Raw genomic sequence first — 17307 nt, 5'->3', positions numbered from 1 at the left:
TCTACAGCTCCACAAAATTTTTCAAAATCTGAAGTCCTACATCGCTGCTCTTCTCCGGATGAAACTGACAGGCAAATACATTATCTTTTTCTACGGAAGCGTGGATCGTCGTCGTATAATCCGCAGTTGCGGTAACAATCTCTTCCTCTGCTGCCTTCAGATAATAAGAATGAACAAAATAAACATATGGATGTTCGCCTAATCCTTTAAAAAGTCTTCCTTCTCGCGGAAAATCCAGTGAATTCCAGCCCATGTGCGGGATCTTATAGCCTTCCTTATCCGGCAGTTTCAGAATATCCCCTTTCAGAACTCCGAGACCTTCCACACCCGGTGCTTCATCGCTCCGCTCAAATAAAAGCTGAAGTCCCAAACAGATTCCAAGGAATGGCGTGCCTTTCTTTGTCACCTCATGGATCACCTCCACCAGTCCATACTGATGTAACTTCTCCATCGCGTCTCCGAATGCTCCGACGCCCGGCAGAATCACATGATCCGCTGCCATGATCTCGTCTCTGTCTCTGGTAATCTTCACTTCCTGTCCAAGAAGCTGCATGGCTTTCTCCACGCTTTTAATATTTCCCGCATCGTAATCAATAATTGCGACCATATATCTGGTTCCTTTCTTCTGTATTACCTCTCAAGCATAACAATTTACTGCATCATAATATCTTGCATATCATTTTTGCAAAAAGGAAATGCCACGGATTGCTCCGCAGCAGTCCATGGCATCATTTTACCTCTAACTCAAACCAAAAGGCAACCCCATTGTCATAATTCTCCACACCATATTTTCGATGCAGTGACTCCATGATGGCCTTGACGATAGACAGTCCGATACCGTTACCGCCATACTCTCTGGTATGAGCTTTGTCTACTTTATAGAATTTCTCCCAGATGTGTGAAATGTCTTCTTCCGGAATCGGCTTACCGGTGTTAAATACTGTCGTCCTTGCAATGCCATCTTTCACTTCAATCTTCACTTCTACCACCATGTCTCCCGCAAGATGGTTAAATGCATTGCTTACATAGTTCCTCACAACCTGCTCGATCTTATATTCATCGCCCCACACGTACAATGGCTCTGTCTGACGAAATCTTACCTTTGCCTGCTTCTGCTCTGCAAAAAGCTCCATGCTCTGCAGAACACCCTTCACTAACTCGGTCAGGTCAAACCGTTCAAACTGAATCTTTTCATCACCAAATTCCAGCTGATTCAGATCCAGCAGATTACGTACCATATGATTCATCTTAGAGGCTTCATCCATAATGACATCACAGTAGAACTCTCTGCTCTCCGGATCATCATTCACGCCCTCTTTTAAGCCTTCTGCGTATCCCTGGATCAATGCGATCGGTGTCTTCAGCTCATGGGACACATTTCCCAGAAATTCATTCCGCATCTGCTCCAGTCTGTCCTTCTGCTCAATATCTTTCAACAATTGATTATTGGCACTCTTCAGATCTGAGATTGAACGTTCCAGCTTCTCTGACATCCGATTAAAGTTCTCACCCAGCACACCAATCTCATTGTCACCACCACTGGTGTATTTGGCATCAAAATCAAGCTCTGCCATTTTCTCTGAAAGTCCCGCTAGCTCTCGCAACGGTTCTGTCAGACGTTTCGAAAAGAACCATACCATCCATATCCCCACGACCAACACGATCAGCTCTACAACAATCAGAAACTTATTAGACAGTGCTACACTCTGCTGGATACTCTCGATTGGACTCTGAATCAGGAAAATATAATTGGAGCCGAGCGTTCCACGCATCATCAGATACTCCGTTCCCGCCTCCTTTCCTTTGGTCTCTGTAAGTTCGTATTCATCTGTCTTCTTTAATGTCCGGTCATTTTTCTCTGTCCGGTTCAGTATAAACGCGTCCAGATTCTGCTGCAGATCCATGGTATGCTGCACATTGGTAATGAGCTTCTGATCTTTCAGATTAACTGCCAGAAAAAACAGATTATTCTTCTCTGCCAGGTGTACCAGTTCACTGTATGTCTCCTCATCGGATGTATCCAGTTCGTCATTTTGTTCCGCATCCAGAAGTGCTTCGTACATGCTGATAAATTTGGCTTCTTTATTGCGGATGTAATACGGTCCCAGCAGCCACACATTACATACCAGAACCGCCACACACATAAACGCCAGAAGCGAGATGAAAATTACGATCATCTGCTTCTTAATCGAATGTTTCATTTATTCCACCTCAAATTTGTAACCCATACCCCAAATGGTCTTAATGTAATTACCTTTATCACCCAGCTTATTTCTCAGCTTCTTTACATGAGTATCAATGGTCCGCGCATCTCCGAAATAATCATAATTCCACACATTATTGAGGATCTTCTCCCTGGAAAGTGCGATTCCCTGATTCTCCAGAAAATATGTCAGCAGTTCAAATTCTTTATAACTAAGGTCGATACTCTTGCCGTCCACCTGTACCTGATGTGCCGCCTTGTCAAGCTCAATACCACCGGCTTCCATCTTCTCTTCTGCATCTGTTCCGTATATACGCTTCAGAAGTGCACCTACACGCGCCACCAGGATCTTCGGACTGAATGGCTTAGAAATGTACTCGTCCACACCAAGTTCAAATCCCTGCAGCTCATCACGCTCTTCAGATCTGGCCGTCAGCATGATGATCGGAACCGTGGAGTCTCTGCGGATCTCACGGCATGTCTGCCATCCATCCATCCTCGGCATCATCACATCCAGAATCACCAGATCGATCTTCTGCTCATAGAAAATATCCATTGCTTCCATTCCATCCCCTGCTTCCAATACCGAATAGCCTTCTCTCTGAAGGAAATCCTTTACCAGTTTACGCATTCTGCTCTCATCGTCTACTACCAATATCTGTATATTACTCATCTAACCACCCTGTCCTCTTCGTATCATAATGGGGATTTCTGCCCTGTATCTTACGCTTAGTGTAGCACAGTTTTATGATGCTTTTGTGAATTTTTCTTCGCTTTTTCACAATTTTATGGTAGTATATCCGTAGAATCAAAAAAGAAAAGTATTTCAGTTACTCAATCTGAACATACATCTGATAAAGGAGACGATTATTATGAAGTGTCCAATTTGTGGAGATACATTAACCCCTAGCCAAAAGAATCCTGATTACATGCTGTGCCACAGCTGTCGTAAGAAGTTCCGCATTCCAGAAAAACATACCACAGCACCTGCGAAGACCGCACCGGTAAGAACCGAGCCGGCAGTTTCGGATGAGGATGACGATGTAGAATTCCATTTCCGTTATGCCAATATTCCGCCAAAGGAAGTCCGCGAGAAGCAGGAGCGGGAGATGCGCAAAGCATACGATGAACTGCTTTCTATCGGAAAAGAAGAAAAAGAAAAGAAGAGACATGGTTTCTTCCACAGAAGAAAAAAATAAATATACGTTTTCAGGGCTATGATTAATCAAACACTTTTGATTAATCATAGCCCTGTCTGGTTTATAAGTCTTGTATTATTAAAAGTCGAAATCCGCGTAATCTTCCGGCAGAAATCTGTGATAGATAATATGACATCCTTCATTCTTAAAGCAGTAATAATACGGATCGCCGACACTCTCCGGAAAACGGAGCAGATAATCGAATTCTCCGTTATCAATATTTTCACAGATCACGCCATGCGCATGGCGGTCAAATAACGCACGGATCTGCTCCATTGTCGTGCCATGCTGCCACAGCATTTCTACCAGTTCTTTAATAAATTCATTGGCTCCCATATGTTCATGTACATACTCACTGCCTTCCTCCGGAATACGGAAGCAGAACCTGTCTCCTTTATGCGTAACCGTGAGCATACCAAGCTTCGCAGTCATATCCTCCGGGAAATGTATCAGCCTCTCCTGCATGGCATCCACGCTGTCCTCTGCCTCAAATAAATGATTCAGCGAACTCAGCGGATAGTACAATCTGACAGCCTCCTTACGATAGCCGAGCTTTGCCTGTTCTTCCTTCATCAGATCAATCAGATTCCTCTCTAATTTTGAATATCCCATGCTGTATTTCTTCCTCCATACACTTAGATAAGCTCAATTAATGCGTTCAGTTCTTCTTCTGTAGTGCCCCAGCTTGTAGCAATACGCACAACTGTATGGGTCTCATCGTATTTCTCCCAGAAGCCAAATCGTGCTTCTTTTTCCAGTTCTTTCTTTTTCTCATTATCCAGAATTACGAAGATCTGGTTCGTCGGAGAATCGATCAGGAACTGATATCCCTTCTCCTTAAATGCTTTTTTCAGCTTTTCTGCCATCTCGATCGCATGTTTGCTGATCTCAAAATACAGATTATCGGTAAATAACGTATCGAACTGTACGCCAAGAAGCCGTCCTTTGGCATTCAATGCACCATGCTGTTTTACCGTAGTAAGGAAATGCTTCGGCATATTTCCATGGGTAAATACAACCGCCTCGCCACACAGTGCCCCTACCTTTGTGCCGCCAATATAAAACACATCACACAGCTTTGCAATATCCGGAAGCGTTACATCCGTATCCTTACTCATCAGACCGTATCCGAGTCTCGCTCCGTCCATGAAGAGTGGAAGCTCATACGTTTTGCATACAGAAGACAGGGCTTCCAGCTCTGCTTTTGAATACAGTGTTCCATATTCTGACGGATGTGAAATGTACACCATACCCGGACGTGCCATATGCTCATGATTATCATCTGCATAATAATCCTTCAGATACTGTTCCAAATCTCCCGCGTCGAGCTTGCCGTTCACATGTGGAATTGTCAGCACCTTATGTCCTGTATACTCGATTGCTCCCGCTTCATGGAAATTCACATGCCCCGTATCTGCTGCCACTACTGCTTCATAACCCGCAAGCATGGCATCAATTACAATCTGATTGGTCTGTGTGCCTCCGGTCAGAAACTGTACCTGCCCACCGGCAAGTTCACATGCTTTCAGAATCTTCTCTGCCGCTGATGCGCAGTATGGATCAAAGCCATATCCCTTTGCCGGCTCCTCGTTTGTCTCCAGCAGGCGCTCCAGAATCTTCTTATGAGCTCCTTTATTATAATCGCATTCAAATGATAACATCTGTATTCTCCTTTCCGATTTTTTCTTCTTCCTGATACTTTTATTATTCTTTTTGTTTGTGTACATATTGACTGGCAACATCTACCAGCAGAAAGCCCAATGCTATAGCAAGGCAGGTTGTTGCAAGCGTGATTGCCTGCTGATTTGCCATCGCATAATCTCTCTGCTCAATCCCATACATCATATAGAACAGGTTTGCCCCAGGCACCACAGGCAAGATAGATGTTGTCAGAAAAATGGTTGCCGGTGCCCGATGGTATCTGGACATGATAAATGCATAGGCTGCTACCACAGTTGCCGCTACTATCGTGCAGATAAATGTATCCCCATGTAGATACTGTGCAATCAGATATGCTCCCCAGGTCATGCTGCCACCAATCCCAACATAAAACGCCTGCTTATCGGCTGCCTTGAATAACCACGCAAATCCCATACTTGCAATGCCACAGGATATCAGCTGTGCCGGCACACTGGGTGTCAAACACATTTCATACATTTCTCCACGAAATAATATCATTGCAAGCCCTGCACCGCAGGCAATTCCCACAGCTCCGACAAAAGCATGAATGATATTCAAAAATCCGGACAGATATGCACGGCTTACCAGATCCCGAAGTCCGTTCGCAACGCACAGACCACTGATCAGTACCATGCTGAGTCCCAGGCATGTACGATCAGGATGATTGCCTAACCCCAGATGATATGCTCCAAATATCCCTGCCGTAGCCACAAACGACACGATTAGATTATAAGCGACCAGATTATGCTCTTTGCGTTTCAGACGCCGTCCAAACCACACCAGTACCAGAACAGTAACCACAATTCCTACAAGTGTATCTTCCAGATCACATCCAAAATACACGCCAAATCCAACACCTCCCATAAGGGAAGCCAGGTACTCAATATACGCCGGCTGTTTCTTACGGCTCATCACCTCATCATACTTCTCCTGAATCTCTGCAACAGACGGCTGGTTCCTGCAGATATAGCGGGAAAGATTATTCAGATAATCCAGACGATCATAGTTAAATCCTGTCCTGTGAACCCTGCGCACCTGCGTAATAAACGTTCCGTCTTTCGATCTGATCGTCACCTGGATATTACTCTGAATCGCGAACACACTACACTGCCCAATATCGTAGCTCTCCAGCATACGATACATACTATCTTCAACCCGATCTGTCTCCGCGCCGCTCTTGATCATCTCCTTACCTATATTAATGATCTCATTTAACAGCAATTCATAATCCATGCTTGTTTATACCTTTCTGTTACTTATCCAATTAATCCCTGAACAATAATAATCAGGATCAATATCGGAAGTATAAACTGGAAGTATGGTTTCAGCCACTTACCAAAACGTAATCCAGTTCCCTGATTACATTCATCCAGATATTTATCAAATCCCCATCCCATCTTAGTCACACAGAACAGCAGATAGATGAGGGAACCAATCGGCAAGAGCAGGTTGCTGACAATAAAGTCCTCGCTGTCCAGCACATCTCTTCCTCCGATCAGATGGAGATTGCTCCATACATTATACCCAAGTACACATGGGATACTGGCAACAAGTACGATCACACAGTTGATCACAGATGCTTTCTTACGTTCTATGCCAAACATATCCATGCTGAATGAAATAATATTTTCAAATACTGCAATAACAGTAGAAAAGCTTGCAAACACCATAAACAGGAAGAACAGTGCTCCCCATACGCGTCCGCCCGCCATATTTACAAATACATTCGGAAGCGTCACAAAAATCAGTGACGGACCTGCATCCGGCTGTACTCCATATGAAAAACATGCCGGAAAAATGATCATACCAGCCATCAGTGCTACAAATGTATCCAGTCCGCAGATGCTTGCTGCCTCTCCCGGAAGGGTGTGATCCTTAGACATATAACTTCCGAAAATTTCCATTGCTGCAATTCCAAGGCTCAATGTAAAGAATGCCTGATTCATCGCAGCGGTTACCACATTACGGATGCCGACTTCCTGAATCTTGTCCACACTTGGAACCAGATAAAACTTCAGTCCTTCTCCCGCACCTGGAAGCACCAGGCTGTGTACTGCCAGTACCAGGATCAGTACCATCAGTGCCACCATCATAAACTTACTGATCTTCTCCAAACCATCCTGTAGTCCCTTAGAACATACAAAGAAACCAGCCACAACAGATACTGCCATCCATGCGCCCATCTGTCCCGGTGATGCAAGCAGTCCTCCGAATGCTGCTCCTACCTGATCTGCATTCATCCCCGGCTTAAATTCTCCTGTCAAAAATTTAAAAAAGTAACTGATCATCCAGCCGCATACCGTTGTATAATACATCATCAACACATAACACCCAAGGATGCAGAACCATCCGTGAATATGCCATTTGCTGCCAGGCTTCTCAAGCGCCTTGTAACCCATAACCGCACTTTTACGACTCGCACGTCCTACCGCAAGCTCCATAGTTAATACCGGAAGTCCCATGCTTACCAGGAAAATCAGATATAATAATACGAAAAAACCTCCTCCGTTCTGTCCTGCCACATATGGAAATCTCCATACATTGCCGATACCGATCGCACATCCTGCGCTGACCAGCAAGAAGCCAAGACGGCTCTTAAAGCTCTCTCTTTTCATTGATTCTCATTTCCTCCAATTCTTTCTCTTTTTCGTACCGCCCATTATAACACATTCCCGCAAAAAATGGCATAAAAAATGGAGACCGGAATCTCCGATCTCCACCTGTGATAAAGCACTCATTGTGCGAACTTTCCGAATCCCATTACTCAATGGTAATAAACTTCGGCTCTTCTTCGACTTTCTTGATCTCTTTTGGCACGATCAGCTTCAGCACTCCATCATTAAATGCTGCCTTGATATCCTCCTGCGTCAGATCCTCACCTACATAAAACTTTCTGCTGCAGGTGCCGGTATAACGCTCCTTGTGGATACATTTGCCTTTGGCTTTCTTCTCCTCATCCGTCTCATTATCATGAGCAGTGATCGTCAGATAACCTTCCTTCAGATCAGCCTGAATATCAGACTTGCTGTAACCCGGAAGATCCATCTCAATCAGATAATTGCCATCTTTCTCGTAAATATCAGTCCGCATTACCTGCGTCTCTGTGCGCTCCTGGCTGCGTCCATAAAACGGATCGCGAAACATATTATCAAATAAACTGTTATAACCTCTGTTAGCCAATACCATAAAGCATCCTCCTCATCTATAGCTATCGGGATCTTCGTCCCTCAAGTGTGTTTGTTTTATTTGCTATATATATTATATAACACACTTTGTTAGCACTGTAAAGAGATGAGTGCTAATTTAATTATAAACTTTCTATAAACCTAATATTCTATAAATTACTCCGCAAGTACGGTTCCTACCGGAAATGCCGTACGGAATACTTTTCTCACAAGCGGTCCCGCAACGATCAGCTGAAACGGCAACGCCATAATAAAGTTCTTCGGAATATTGGTCAGCCAGATGATTGGCAGTGCACTCCACTCTCCTGATCTCACACAGGCTTCCACTCCGCCATAAAATGACATGATAATTACCATCGGAACTACCATACAGCAAGATACTGCAATCACTTTTTTCATCGTACTGCTGTCCGGGTTTACCAGAAAACGGAATGCAAATCCTTTTGCCGGCCCAGATACTACAAACCAGTCACACAGCATCGCAAAGACATAGGCGATCGGGAATCCAAGCCACGCTTCCTTAATCGTCTCCATATTTAAAACGCCCATGTGCAGTGTTACATTATAAATACTCATCCACAGCACCATGGTAAAACACATCATAATCGTATAAATCAAACTTTCTCTTTTATGCATTGGCATATCATTTTCCTCCTGTCATTCTTTTTATCTTTCAGATACAATCAAACATTTTACAACAGAATGCTTTGTATTAGAATTCAAAAAATGCTATTATTAATAACAGAATCGAATTAATAATAATTCACTTTGAGTTTTTCAGGAGGTATGCAATGACAATATTTCAAATAGAATGTTTTCTGGCTGTAGCTGAGCACCTGAACTTCGCCAGGGCTTCCAGACAATTAAATGTCTCTCAGCCAGCCATCACCAGACAGATTCATACTTTAGAAGAAGAACTGGGCACTCAGCTTTTTATCCGCAGCACAAGAATGGTACGCCTCACAGAGAACGGACGTATCTTCCAGTCAGATGCACAGCTTATGGTTAATACTGCCAGACGTTCCATCCAGCGTTTTGCCAGTCAGGATGAGTCTAAGATCATCGATTTTCACATTGGCTGTGCCAATCCATTACATATGGAACTACTTTCTAATACACTGGAACAAATGAAGGATATTTATCCTATGCTCCACCCAAAGGTTCTCATTCTTCCGGAAACACATTTTCCAGATGCCCTGAAACGTGAAGCTTTGGACGTTACTGTGGGATTCCATGCTCCCGGCGTCAAAGATTCTCTTCATTATAAAGAATTGTGCCGCCCACGCTTTGCCTGTCTGTTCCGGGACACACTCCCGCTGAGTCAGAAGAAGCAGGTTACCGCAAATGATCTGAACGATTATGCTATTATTCTATACGATCCGGGTGTAATCTCCCCAACCGTCTACAACGGACAATGGGAATTTGCAAAGAACAAGAAACCATCCCAGTTATATTACTGTGAAACAACAGAAAATGCGCTCCTTCTGGCTGATGCAGGATACGGTGTAGCACTGCTTCCAGATATCCGCCTCCCCGCATATCAGCACCTAACGAAGCGCACTCTCTGCAATAATGATATATATTCTTTTGGATTATATTACAAATCTTACCGGAATAAGCCTTATCTCCGCGACTTTATCCGGATACTGCATGGTGACGAGTCTACTTTTCAGACTTAATCATGATCCACTTCCGCTGCCCGGCAATTTTCACTTCATCCCATTCACCATTTTATACTTATACAGCATTTCTGCATGATTCTGTTCTTCTACCTGAATGTCCGCCAGTAGCTTCCTGACTTCTGTATTTCCAAATGCAAATACGTTAGTATTATATTCTCCTGACACCAGTTTTTCCGTTCCAATACAGTCCGTTGCAAGAAATGCATCCTTTGTTTTTTCTTCCGGTGAACTCATGGCTGTATATGTCGCTTTCGGTTCATAATCACGCCCTGCCGTGTCGTTGCAGTCACACGACGGTACTGTGCCTTTCAAGACTCTTCCGAGTGAATCGTAATGCTCTCTTTCTTTACTCTGCAATGTCTGAAACAGCTTCTTCAACTCAGGATCCTTTGCCTGCCCGGCGTACATTCCGTATTTCTCAATACAGCTTTTCTCCTGTGTCTGTAAATCCTCAATCGTAGTGCGTTCTTTTTCTGATAATATCATGGTAACTCCTCCTTGTATTTTATGAACAATGGTAGTATGACTCCATTTTTTCTTCTTATTCCATGGCGACCGTATTTTTCCAGATTTGGTGACAAAATGTTTGACATCCCGCCAAAAACTCCGTATACTTTTGGTTAGTAAAACCGAATATGTTTTATCGGCATACGATTGATTTTGAGATTGAACAGGAGTTCATGAAGGGGTGCACCACCGCGGGTGTATTCTTTTGTGGACTCTTTTTTTGTAACGTCTCAGAGCCATGCAGATTTACAGCGTAATCGAGACAGGCTCTGAAACGTCGCAACGAATTAACTCTCTCAGGAAAGGAGCGCACTATGATCACTGTGAACGGAAAGAATGTAGAACTTCCACATCCAATGTCGGTTGCTGAATATCTGGAAACGAACCAGTATTCGGCTGGTCGCATTGCTGTAGAGTTGAATCACAAGATTCTGTCCAAAGCGCATTTTGCAGATACCATGCTCACCGAATGCGACACATTGGAAATTGTAACATTCGTAGGCGGTGGCTAACCTGCCTTCAGATGAGCAAACCAACATCAATATTATTCACGAAAGAAGGTTATTTATTATGAATCAGACAACTGACAAATGGTCACTGGGCGGTCACGAATTTACCTCCCGCTTTATCCTTGGCTCCGGCAAATTTTCGCTGGATCTGGTAAAGGCATGCGTTGAGAATGCCGGAACCGAAATCGTTACCCTGGCTATCCGCCGTGCAAATGAAGGCGGACTTGCTAACATCTTGGATTACATTCCGGAAAATGTTACCCTGCTGCCAAATACTTCCGGTGCAAGAACCGCAGAGGAAGCTGTTCGCATTGCAAAGCTTTCCAGAGAGCTTGGCTGCGGTGATTTTGTAAAAGTAGAAGTTATCCATGACTCCAGATATCTGCTGCCGGATAACTACGAAACTATCAAAGCTACCGAGATGCTGGCAAAGGAAGGATTTACTGTTATGCCTTACATGTATCCGGATTTGAATGCTGCAAGAGATCTGGCCAATGCAGGTGCTGCCTGTATCATGCCTCTCGGCGCTCCGATCGGATCTAACAAAGGTCTCTGCACCAAGGAATTTATCCAGATCCTGATCAACGAGATCGATCTTCCGGTTATCGTAGATGCAGGTCTTGGCCGTCCGTCTCAGGCATGTGAAGCAATGGAAATGGGTGCAGCAGCTATCATGGCAAACACAGCTATTGCAACCTCAGGAGATGTTGCTCTCATGGCTTCTGCATTCCGCGACGCTATCATTGCCGGACGTAATGCTTATCTCGCAGGTCCTGGAAGAACTCTGGATCGTGGTGCAAGCGCTTCTTCACCACTGACCGGATTCTTACACGAGTAAGTCAGGAGGGAGAGCATTATGAAAGAACATGCAACAGAAGAACATTTGAACGAAAGTATTCTGAACGAAGAAATTCTGGAAGATCAGAAGAAAAACCGTATTGACCACATGACCTACCTGCCAGGTATGGAGGATCCAGGTTCTGACATTATGGATCAGGTGGTAGAAGCATCCAAAAACTATGACTATGACAGCTATACGGCTGCTGATGTGCGCCGGGCACTGCAGGCAGATCCGGTAACACCGAAAGACTTTGCCGCACTCCTTTCTCCTGCTGCACTTCCATTTCTGGAAGAGATCGCACAGGCTGCGCAGCGCGAGACCAGAAAGCACTTCGGCAACAGCGTTAATATGTTTACGCCGCTGTACATTGCCAACTACTGCGAGAACTACTGCATTTACTGCGGATTTAACTGTCACAACAAGATTCGCCGTGCGATGCTTAACGCAGAGCAGATTGACATGGAAATGGCTGCCATTGCCAAATCCGGACTACAGGAAATCCTGATCCTGACCGGAGAGAGCCGTGTCAAATCTGACGTCAAATACATCGGCGAGGCATGTAAGATTGCAAGAAAATATTTCAAAGTCATCGGATTAGAAGTCTACCCTATGAATTCCGATGAATATGCTTACCTGCACGAATGCGGAGCCGACTACGTAACCGTATTCCAGGAAACTTACAATTCCGACAAATACGAAACACTCCACCTCGCCGGACACAAGCGTATCTTCCCATATCGTGTCAATGCACAGGAACGCGCACTGATGGGCGGCATGCGCGGTGTCGGATTCGGTGCTCTCTTAGGGCTGGATGATTTCCGCAAGGACGCATTTGCCACAGGCTATCATGCATGGCTCCTGCAGCGCAAATACCCACATGCCGAGATTGCATTTTCCTGTCCGAGACTCCGTCCGATCATCAACAATGACCGGATCAATCCGATGGATGTACACGAGGCACAGCTGTTGCAGGTTGTCTGCGCATATCGGCTGCTGATGCCATTTGCAAGTATCACTATCTCTACCAGAGAATGTGCCCGCGTAAGGGATAACCTGGTGCAGATCGCGGCTACCAAAATTTCTGCCGGAGTCAGCACCGGAATCGGTGAACACGTCGATGAGATTGAAGAAAAAGGAGACGACCAGTTCGAGATCTCTGACGGAAGAAGCGTAGATGAAGTCTATCAGGCGCTGGTTCAGAATCATCTCCAGCCGGTCATGAACGACTATGTATACGTCTAAAGAAATGCAGGTTGTCGCAGTCACGAACCGCAGTCTCTGTCACAGGCCATTTCCGGAACAGCTGGAAATGGTCTGTCAGACACATCCTGCGTTTATCATTCTGCGGGAAAAAGACCTGCCGGCACAGGAATATGAAAAACTGGCGGCACAGGTGCTGGAGCTCTGTCACTCCTATGAAGTACCATGTGTTCTCCACACCTACCCGGATGCCGCACGGGCACTTGGCTGCACTTCTATCCACCTGCCCCTTCCACTTCTCCGAGAATATGCACATGAACTGAACGATTTTACACAGATCGGTTCTTCTGTGCACTCTGTCGAAGATGCTATGGAAGCAGAGAGACTTGGCGCGACTTACGTAACCGCCGGACACGTCTATGTCACAGACTGTAAAAAGGGGCTGGCACCTCGGGGACTGGACTTTTTAAGAAATGTCTGTAAGAGCGTATCCATCCCGGTCTATGCCATCGGCGGAATCCAGTTGGATGCTGATACTCACACAATTGCACCGGATCAAGCTGCAGAAATCGCCTCCTGCGGAGCAAAAGGTGGATGTATCATGTCAGGAATGATGCAGTTTACCCCTTGACATTCCCCCTTCCACTGCGTATAATGGACTATACGCAAAAGAACATCTGCCTAATCAGTACACTTTTATATTCGGGCTTGTACTGGTTTCGACGGGGGTTTAGAAGTTCTGGAAGCCATCCGTAGTGGGACACTACGTTAAAAGTTCTATTTAAATTTAAACGCAGATAATAATTTAGCGTACGCTGCCTAATTTGGCAGCAGTCGGCCTCGGGTCATCCGCTGCCTGAATCACCGGCTTCAACGAGGCGGAGCACTTCGTTCCCAAAGCTTTGAGGGAATGGAAGACTTTATGAAGCTACTGAAGTTTTCAGCCTGTCATTAGGCGGGAGACGGAGGGAATGTCAGTATAATGACTGTGATGGGAGATGCCGGAATGGAAGGGCTTTCGGACGCGGGTTCGATTCCCGCCAGGTCCACTAAAACTGAACAAGTTGGACTCGATATGCGATCCCTGTTCAGTATAACAAAATGATAACGGTACTGTGTATGATAATCATATACAGTGCCGTTATTTTTATGATATGATGCAGATATGAGCAAGCTCATGTGGATTTAGACCTTTTGACCCTGGCATCATTATATTAAACAGGACTGCTTTATCCTCTTGCGTCTTGCTGCCAGATGTGCTATATTGAACATACAAAGAGGGAAACCGCAAGCGGCTACCCGATTGTATAGTTAGCTGTTATTTACAACAGCCGTCAACTATTTGCGGTAGTTGGCGGCTATTTCCGTTTTCCCTTGAATATCTCATAACAGAGACCAACAAGGGCAACTATGAATATACAAAACTGAATCAGATCAGAATATGTAATCATCTTATCGCCCTCCTTTCTTCCGTCTGGAGGGTGTTTTTTCCCTCCGTAAAAGAAGGGTAGCCGCCTGGCTTTGGTTTCCCTGTCTGTATATTATCATATTAGCAACAGGCAGGCAACCATATTTTCAGTACTAACATTTTATTCCCGGCAGCCCTTAAAGAAGCAACAGTAGCCATCATGTGTCCGACCATGAGCCTGGTCGCTGGCTGTTTCAGCGCATTTTCAGCAGATAACTATCCGAAGTTACGGATCTTGAAGTCTCTGCTTGCTTCTCTCTGCTGATCCTTTTTAGCGATATCCTGACGCTTATCATACAGCTTCTTACCTTTGGCAAGTCCGATCTCTACCTTCACCAGACTTCCCTTGAAATATACCTTCAGCGGCACAATTGCGATACCTTTTTCCTTGGTCTTACCAAGCAGCTTATTGATCTCATATTTATGCAACAGAAGCTTTCTCGGTCTCAGCGGATCTTTGTTGAAAATATTGCCCTTCTCATACGGGCTGATATGCATGCCGTAGATAAAGACCTCGCCGTTTTCAATTCTTACAAAAGACTCCTTGATGCTGCATTTGCCCATACGCAAGGACTTTACTTCTGTACCTGCCAGCGAAATGCCTGTCTCGTAAGTATCCAGAATAAAATAATCATGATATGCCTTTTTATTATTGGCAATCAGCTTGCCATTACTCTTCGCCATCTTCCATATCTCCTTCATCAGCCATCTCAAAATCTATGGTTCTTGTCAGACAGTCGGCATCGATCACACGCACATACACCGTCTCACCGAGCTTGTACGTCTTGCCTGTGTGCTCGCCAACCATCTCGTATCTATCCTCATAATAATCATAATGGTCATCGTACATATTTGCAACATGAACCAGTCCTTCAATCGTATTAGACAGCTCCACATAGATGCCCCAGTTGGTAATGCCCGAGATCACACCCTCAAATACTTCGCCAATATGTGCTTCCATATACTCAGCCTTCTTCAGGCGGATCGTCTCCCGCTCTGCCTCTTCTGCCCGTCGTTCTGTCTCACTTGCCTGTCTGGTCACTTCCGGCAGGATTGTCTGATAGTGCTCCATCTTTTTCTCGTTCATTCTGCCACGCAGATCATCCTTGATAATGCGGTGGATCTGCAGATCCGGATACCGGCGGATCGGGGATGTAAAATGTGTATAATAGCGCGCTGCCAGTCCGAAATGTCCGTCATTCTCCGGCGTATATCTCGCCTGCTTCATCGAGCGCAGTGCCAGTCTGCTGATCATCGTCTCCTGCGGTGTACCCTGGATTTTCGCCAGCAGCTTCTGAATCTGCCCCGGACGCACCTCATCGGAAATGTGCAGGGAATAACCAAAGTTATGGATCAGGATTGCTAACTTCTTGATCTTATCTTCATCCGGTGTCTCATGTACCCGGTATACGAACGGAATCTCCCGCCAGTAGTACTCTTCTGCTACCGTTTCATTGGCAAGCAGCATGAAATCTTCGATAATCTTCGTTGCCACATTACGGTCGTAAGAACGGATCTCCGTCGGATGTCCTTCCTCGTCCAGCATAATCTTACTCTCCGGAAAATCAAAGTCAATTGAACCACGCTGATGTCTGCGGTTTCTAAGGATACCGGCAAGCTGCTCCATTTCCTCAAACATCGGCACCAGATCAATGTAACGCGTCGTCTCTTCCTCATCATGGTCTTCCAGGATCTTCTTGACGCTGGTGTAAGACATACGTTCATTAACACGAATCACAGACTCACAGATCTCATGATCGATTACATCTCCTTTGGCATCTACTGTCATAATGCAGCTCATTGCCAGACGGTCCACGCCTGCATTCAGCGAACAAATACCATTCGACAGACGGTGTGGAAGCATCGGGATCACACGGTCTGCCAGATAGACACTGGTTCCACGATGGAGTGCTTCTCTGTCCAATGCACTCCGCTCCTGCACGTAATTCGCCACATCTGCGATATGTACGCCCAGAATCCAGTTCTTGCCATCTTCTGTCCGCGTAAGCGATACCGCATCATCCAGATCCTTCGCATCTTCGCCATCGATCGTGACCATCACCCACTCACGCAGATCCTTGCGACCCGCCATATCTGCATCACTGACCTCTTCCGGCACACGCTCTGCCTGATTCATCACTTTCTCCGGAAATTCAACCGGCAGATCATAGCTTTTTACGATTGACATGATGTCCACGCCCGGATCATTCACGTGACCAAGAATCTCTACGATCTTACCTTCCGGCTTGGCATTATCTGAACCGTAAGACGTCAGTTCCACGACCACCTTGTGACCGTCTACCGCACCTTTGGCGCGCTCCTCCGGCACAAAGATATCCTGCAGAAATCTCTGATTATCCGGAATCACAAATCCGTAATGCTTGCCCTTTGCCACCTGATAGAGACCTACAATCTTTGCCGTACCGCGCTCCACGATCTTCACGATCTTACCTTCCTTACGCTTTCCTTCCGGCGAAGCAGTTAACAGAATCTCCACCGTATCTCCGTGAAGTGCTCCATTGGTCTCCTTCTCCGGGATAAAGATATCATCTGTCTCCCCTTCTATCGTTACAAAGCCAAATCCTCGCGGATGTGCCTGATAGACACCGCGCAGCGTCCGTCCTGCTCCCTTGAGATACTTTCCCTTCTGAGATACATGCACCTTGCCCTCTGCCTCCAGTGCATCCATGACCGCTTTCAGCTCACTGCGCTGCTCCTTCGGCACCTGCAGCAGAATAGCAAGCTCCTTCAGCTTCATCGGCACATACATATCATCGCATATAAATTCATATATAATCTTTTTTCTCTTCTCAAATGTCTGGTCCATCTTCTC

19 protein-coding genes and 1 other RNA gene are annotated in these 17307 nt (G+C 45.4%); 7 read left to right on the top strand and 13 right to left on the bottom strand.

What is annotated here, in order from left to right:
- Position 1: 1 nt before the first annotated feature.
- The 3 genes from hisH to DWZ93_RS05015 all read right to left on the bottom strand — a co-directional run bounded on the left by hisH (position 2) and on the right by DWZ93_RS05015 (position 2876).
- On the bottom strand, positions 2-607 hold the full coding sequence (hisH, locus tag DWZ93_RS05025; protein ID WP_118382455.1) for an imidazole glycerol phosphate synthase subunit HisH: 606 nt from the start codon (positions 605-607) through the stop codon (positions 2-4).
- Between the two features lie 121 nt (positions 608-728).
- Positions 729-2201, bottom strand: coding sequence for a sensor histidine kinase (locus DWZ93_RS05020; protein WP_118382454.1), 1473 nt, complete (start codon positions 2199-2201; stop codon positions 729-731).
- Positions 2202-2876 (bottom strand): response regulator transcription factor, encoded by a 675-nt coding sequence (locus DWZ93_RS05015; protein ID WP_118452156.1) that lies wholly within the window; start codon positions 2874-2876, stop codon positions 2202-2204. It abuts the gene before it with no gap.
- 199 nt (positions 2877-3075) lie between these two features.
- Between DWZ93_RS05015 and DWZ93_RS05010 the strand changes: the two genes are divergently transcribed.
- Positions 3076-3402, top strand: coding sequence for a hypothetical protein (locus DWZ93_RS05010; RefSeq protein WP_118452155.1), 327 nt, complete (start codon positions 3076-3078; stop codon positions 3400-3402).
- Between the two features lie 78 nt (positions 3403-3480).
- Here the strand turns inward: DWZ93_RS05010 and DWZ93_RS05005 are convergent, their stop codons facing one another.
- From DWZ93_RS05005 to DWZ93_RS04980, 6 genes are all read right to left on the bottom strand, one after another.
- On the bottom strand, positions 3481-4014 hold the full coding sequence (locus DWZ93_RS05005; protein ID WP_118452154.1) for a DUF3877 family protein: 534 nt from the start codon (positions 4012-4014) through the stop codon (positions 3481-3483).
- A gap of 23 nt (positions 4015-4037) precedes the next feature.
- Complete coding sequence (locus DWZ93_RS05000; protein WP_118452153.1) at positions 4038-5063, bottom strand: threonine aldolase family protein; 1026 nt, start codon at positions 5061-5063, stop codon at positions 4038-4040.
- A gap of 43 nt (positions 5064-5106) precedes the next feature.
- Entirely contained in the window at positions 5107-6315 is a 1209-nt protein-coding gene (locus DWZ93_RS04995) for a threonine/serine ThrE exporter family protein (RefSeq protein WP_118382449.1), read from the bottom strand.
- A 23-nt stretch (positions 6316-6338) separates the two neighbouring features.
- A complete protein-coding gene (locus DWZ93_RS04990) occupies positions 6339-7697 on the bottom strand; it encodes a sodium-dependent transporter (RefSeq protein WP_118382448.1) in 1359 nt (452 codons plus the stop codon).
- Positions 7698-7842: 145 nt separating this feature from the next.
- The gene (locus tag DWZ93_RS04985; RefSeq protein ID WP_118452152.1) at positions 7843-8268 is read right to left on the bottom strand and encodes an Hsp20/alpha crystallin family protein; all 426 of its coding nucleotides are present in this window, start codon (positions 8266-8268) and stop codon (positions 7843-7845) included.
- A gap of 155 nt (positions 8269-8423) precedes the next feature.
- Positions 8424-8909: a DUF2798 domain-containing protein gene (locus DWZ93_RS04980; RefSeq protein WP_118452151.1), complete on the bottom strand. Its 486-nt coding sequence runs from the start codon at positions 8907-8909 to the stop codon at positions 8424-8426.
- Between the two features lie 149 nt (positions 8910-9058).
- Here DWZ93_RS04980 and DWZ93_RS04975 point away from each other — a divergent pair, with 149 nt between their 5' ends.
- A complete protein-coding gene (locus tag DWZ93_RS04975; protein ID WP_118452150.1) occupies positions 9059-9946 on the top strand; it encodes a LysR family transcriptional regulator in 888 nt (295 codons plus the stop codon).
- A 30-nt stretch (positions 9947-9976) separates the two neighbouring features.
- Here DWZ93_RS04975 and DWZ93_RS04970 read toward each other — a convergent pair whose 3' ends face one another.
- On the bottom strand, positions 9977-10435 hold the full coding sequence (locus tag DWZ93_RS04970) for a ferritin-like domain-containing protein (RefSeq protein ID WP_118382440.1): 459 nt from the start codon (positions 10433-10435) through the stop codon (positions 9977-9979).
- Positions 10436-10770: 335 nt separating this feature from the next.
- Here DWZ93_RS04970 and thiS point away from each other — a divergent pair, with 335 nt between their 5' ends.
- The 5 genes from thiS to ssrA all read left to right on the top strand — a co-directional run bounded on the left by thiS (position 10771) and on the right by ssrA (position 14058).
- Positions 10771-10968, top strand: a complete 198-nt coding sequence (gene thiS, locus DWZ93_RS04965; protein ID WP_118382439.1) for a sulfur carrier protein ThiS — start codon at positions 10771-10773, stop codon at positions 10966-10968.
- Positions 10969-11026: 58 nt separating this feature from the next.
- Positions 11027-11803: a thiazole synthase gene (locus tag DWZ93_RS04960; protein WP_118382438.1), complete on the top strand. Its 777-nt coding sequence runs from the start codon at positions 11027-11029 to the stop codon at positions 11801-11803.
- An 18-nt stretch (positions 11804-11821) separates the two neighbouring features.
- The gene (gene thiH / locus DWZ93_RS04955; RefSeq protein WP_118382437.1) at positions 11822-13048 is read left to right on the top strand and encodes a 2-iminoacetate synthase ThiH; all 1227 of its coding nucleotides are present in this window, start codon (positions 11822-11824) and stop codon (positions 13046-13048) included.
- Positions 13035-13637 carry a thiamine phosphate synthase gene (locus tag DWZ93_RS04950; RefSeq protein ID WP_118452149.1) on the top strand — a complete coding sequence of 201 codons (603 nt, stop codon included), beginning with the start codon at positions 13035-13037 and terminating at the stop codon, positions 13635-13637. Before thiH ends, DWZ93_RS04950 begins: the two co-directional genes overlap by 14 nt.
- 73 nt (positions 13638-13710) lie before the next feature.
- Positions 13711-14058, top strand: a transfer-messenger RNA (tmRNA) gene (gene ssrA, locus DWZ93_RS04945).
- Positions 14059-14364: 306 nt separating this feature from the next.
- Here ssrA and DWZ93_RS14945 read toward each other — a convergent pair.
- The 3 genes from DWZ93_RS14945 to rnr form a co-directional block, all read right to left on the bottom strand.
- Entirely contained in the window at positions 14365-14457 is a 93-nt protein-coding gene (locus DWZ93_RS14945) for a putative holin-like toxin (RefSeq protein ID WP_227189010.1), read from the bottom strand.
- 233 nt (positions 14458-14690) lie between these two features.
- On the bottom strand, positions 14691-15158 hold the full coding sequence (gene smpB / locus DWZ93_RS04940; protein WP_118452148.1) for an SsrA-binding protein SmpB: 468 nt from the start codon (positions 15156-15158) through the stop codon (positions 14691-14693).
- Positions 15145-17301 (bottom strand): ribonuclease R, encoded by a 2157-nt coding sequence (rnr, locus tag DWZ93_RS04935; protein ID WP_118452147.1) that lies wholly within the window; start codon positions 17299-17301, stop codon positions 15145-15147. Before rnr ends, smpB begins: the two co-directional genes overlap by 14 nt.
- Positions 17302-17307 lie beyond the last annotated feature (6 nt).

It is taken from the genome of Dorea sp. AF36-15AT (genome assembly GCF_003477705.1).
In the GTDB taxonomy this organism is placed as follows: Bacteria; Bacillota; Clostridia; order Lachnospirales; family Lachnospiraceae; genus Claveliimonas; species Claveliimonas ammoniilytica.
Note: the sequence above shows the minus strand (reverse complement) of the source record. Positions and strands in the feature narration are given on the sequence as shown.

Bases quoted from the DNA above. Each gene is read 5' to 3' on its own strand.
- DWZ93_RS14945 (WP_227189010.1), bottom strand. From the start codon at position 14,457: ATGATTACATATTCTGATCTGATTCAGTTTTGTATATTCATAGTTGCC.
- rnr (WP_118452147.1), bottom strand. From the start codon at position 17,301: ATGGACCAGACATTTGAGAAGAGAAAAAAGATTATATATGAATTTATA.
- DWZ93_RS04990 (WP_118382448.1), bottom strand. From the start codon at position 7,697: ATGAAAAGAGAGAGCTTTAAGAGCCGTCTTGGCTTCTTGCTGGTCAGC.
- thiH (WP_118382437.1), top strand. From the start codon at position 11,822: ATGAAAGAACATGCAACAGAAGAACATTTGAACGAAAGTATTCTGAAC.
- DWZ93_RS05000 (WP_118452153.1), bottom strand. From the start codon at position 5,063: ATGTTATCATTTGAATGCGATTATAATAAAGGAGCTCATAAGAAGATT.
- DWZ93_RS05005 (WP_118452154.1), bottom strand. From the start codon at position 4,014: ATGGGATATTCAAAATTAGAGAGGAATCTGATTGATCTGATGAAGGAA.
- DWZ93_RS05020 (WP_118382454.1), bottom strand. From the start codon at position 2,201: ATGAAACATTCGATTAAGAAGCAGATGATCGTAATTTTCATCTCGCTT.
- DWZ93_RS04950 (WP_118452149.1), top strand. From the start codon at position 13,035: ATGTATACGTCTAAAGAAATGCAGGTTGTCGCAGTCACGAACCGCAGT.
- thiS (WP_118382439.1), top strand. From the start codon at position 10,771: ATGATCACTGTGAACGGAAAGAATGTAGAACTTCCACATCCAATGTCG.
- DWZ93_RS04995 (WP_118382449.1), bottom strand. From the start codon at position 6,315: ATGGATTATGAATTGCTGTTAAATGAGATCATTAATATAGGTAAGGAG.
- DWZ93_RS04980 (WP_118452151.1), bottom strand. From the start codon at position 8,909: ATGCCAATGCATAAAAGAGAAAGTTTGATTTATACGATTATGATGTGT.
- DWZ93_RS05015 (WP_118452156.1), bottom strand. From the start codon at position 2,876: ATGAGTAATATACAGATATTGGTAGTAGACGATGAGAGCAGAATGCGT.
- DWZ93_RS04985 (WP_118452152.1), bottom strand. From the start codon at position 8,268: ATGGTATTGGCTAACAGAGGTTATAACAGTTTATTTGATAATATGTTT.
- hisH (WP_118382455.1), bottom strand. From the start codon at position 607: ATGGTCGCAATTATTGATTACGATGCGGGAAATATTAAAAGCGTGGAG.
- smpB (WP_118452148.1), bottom strand. From the start codon at position 15,158: ATGGCGAAGAGTAATGGCAAGCTGATTGCCAATAATAAAAAGGCATAT.
- DWZ93_RS05010 (WP_118452155.1), top strand. From the start codon at position 3,076: ATGAAGTGTCCAATTTGTGGAGATACATTAACCCCTAGCCAAAAGAAT.
- DWZ93_RS04960 (WP_118382438.1), top strand. From the start codon at position 11,027: ATGAATCAGACAACTGACAAATGGTCACTGGGCGGTCACGAATTTACC.
- DWZ93_RS04975 (WP_118452150.1), top strand. From the start codon at position 9,059: ATGACAATATTTCAAATAGAATGTTTTCTGGCTGTAGCTGAGCACCTG.
- DWZ93_RS04970 (WP_118382440.1), bottom strand. From the start codon at position 10,435: ATGATATTATCAGAAAAAGAACGCACTACGATTGAGGATTTACAGACA.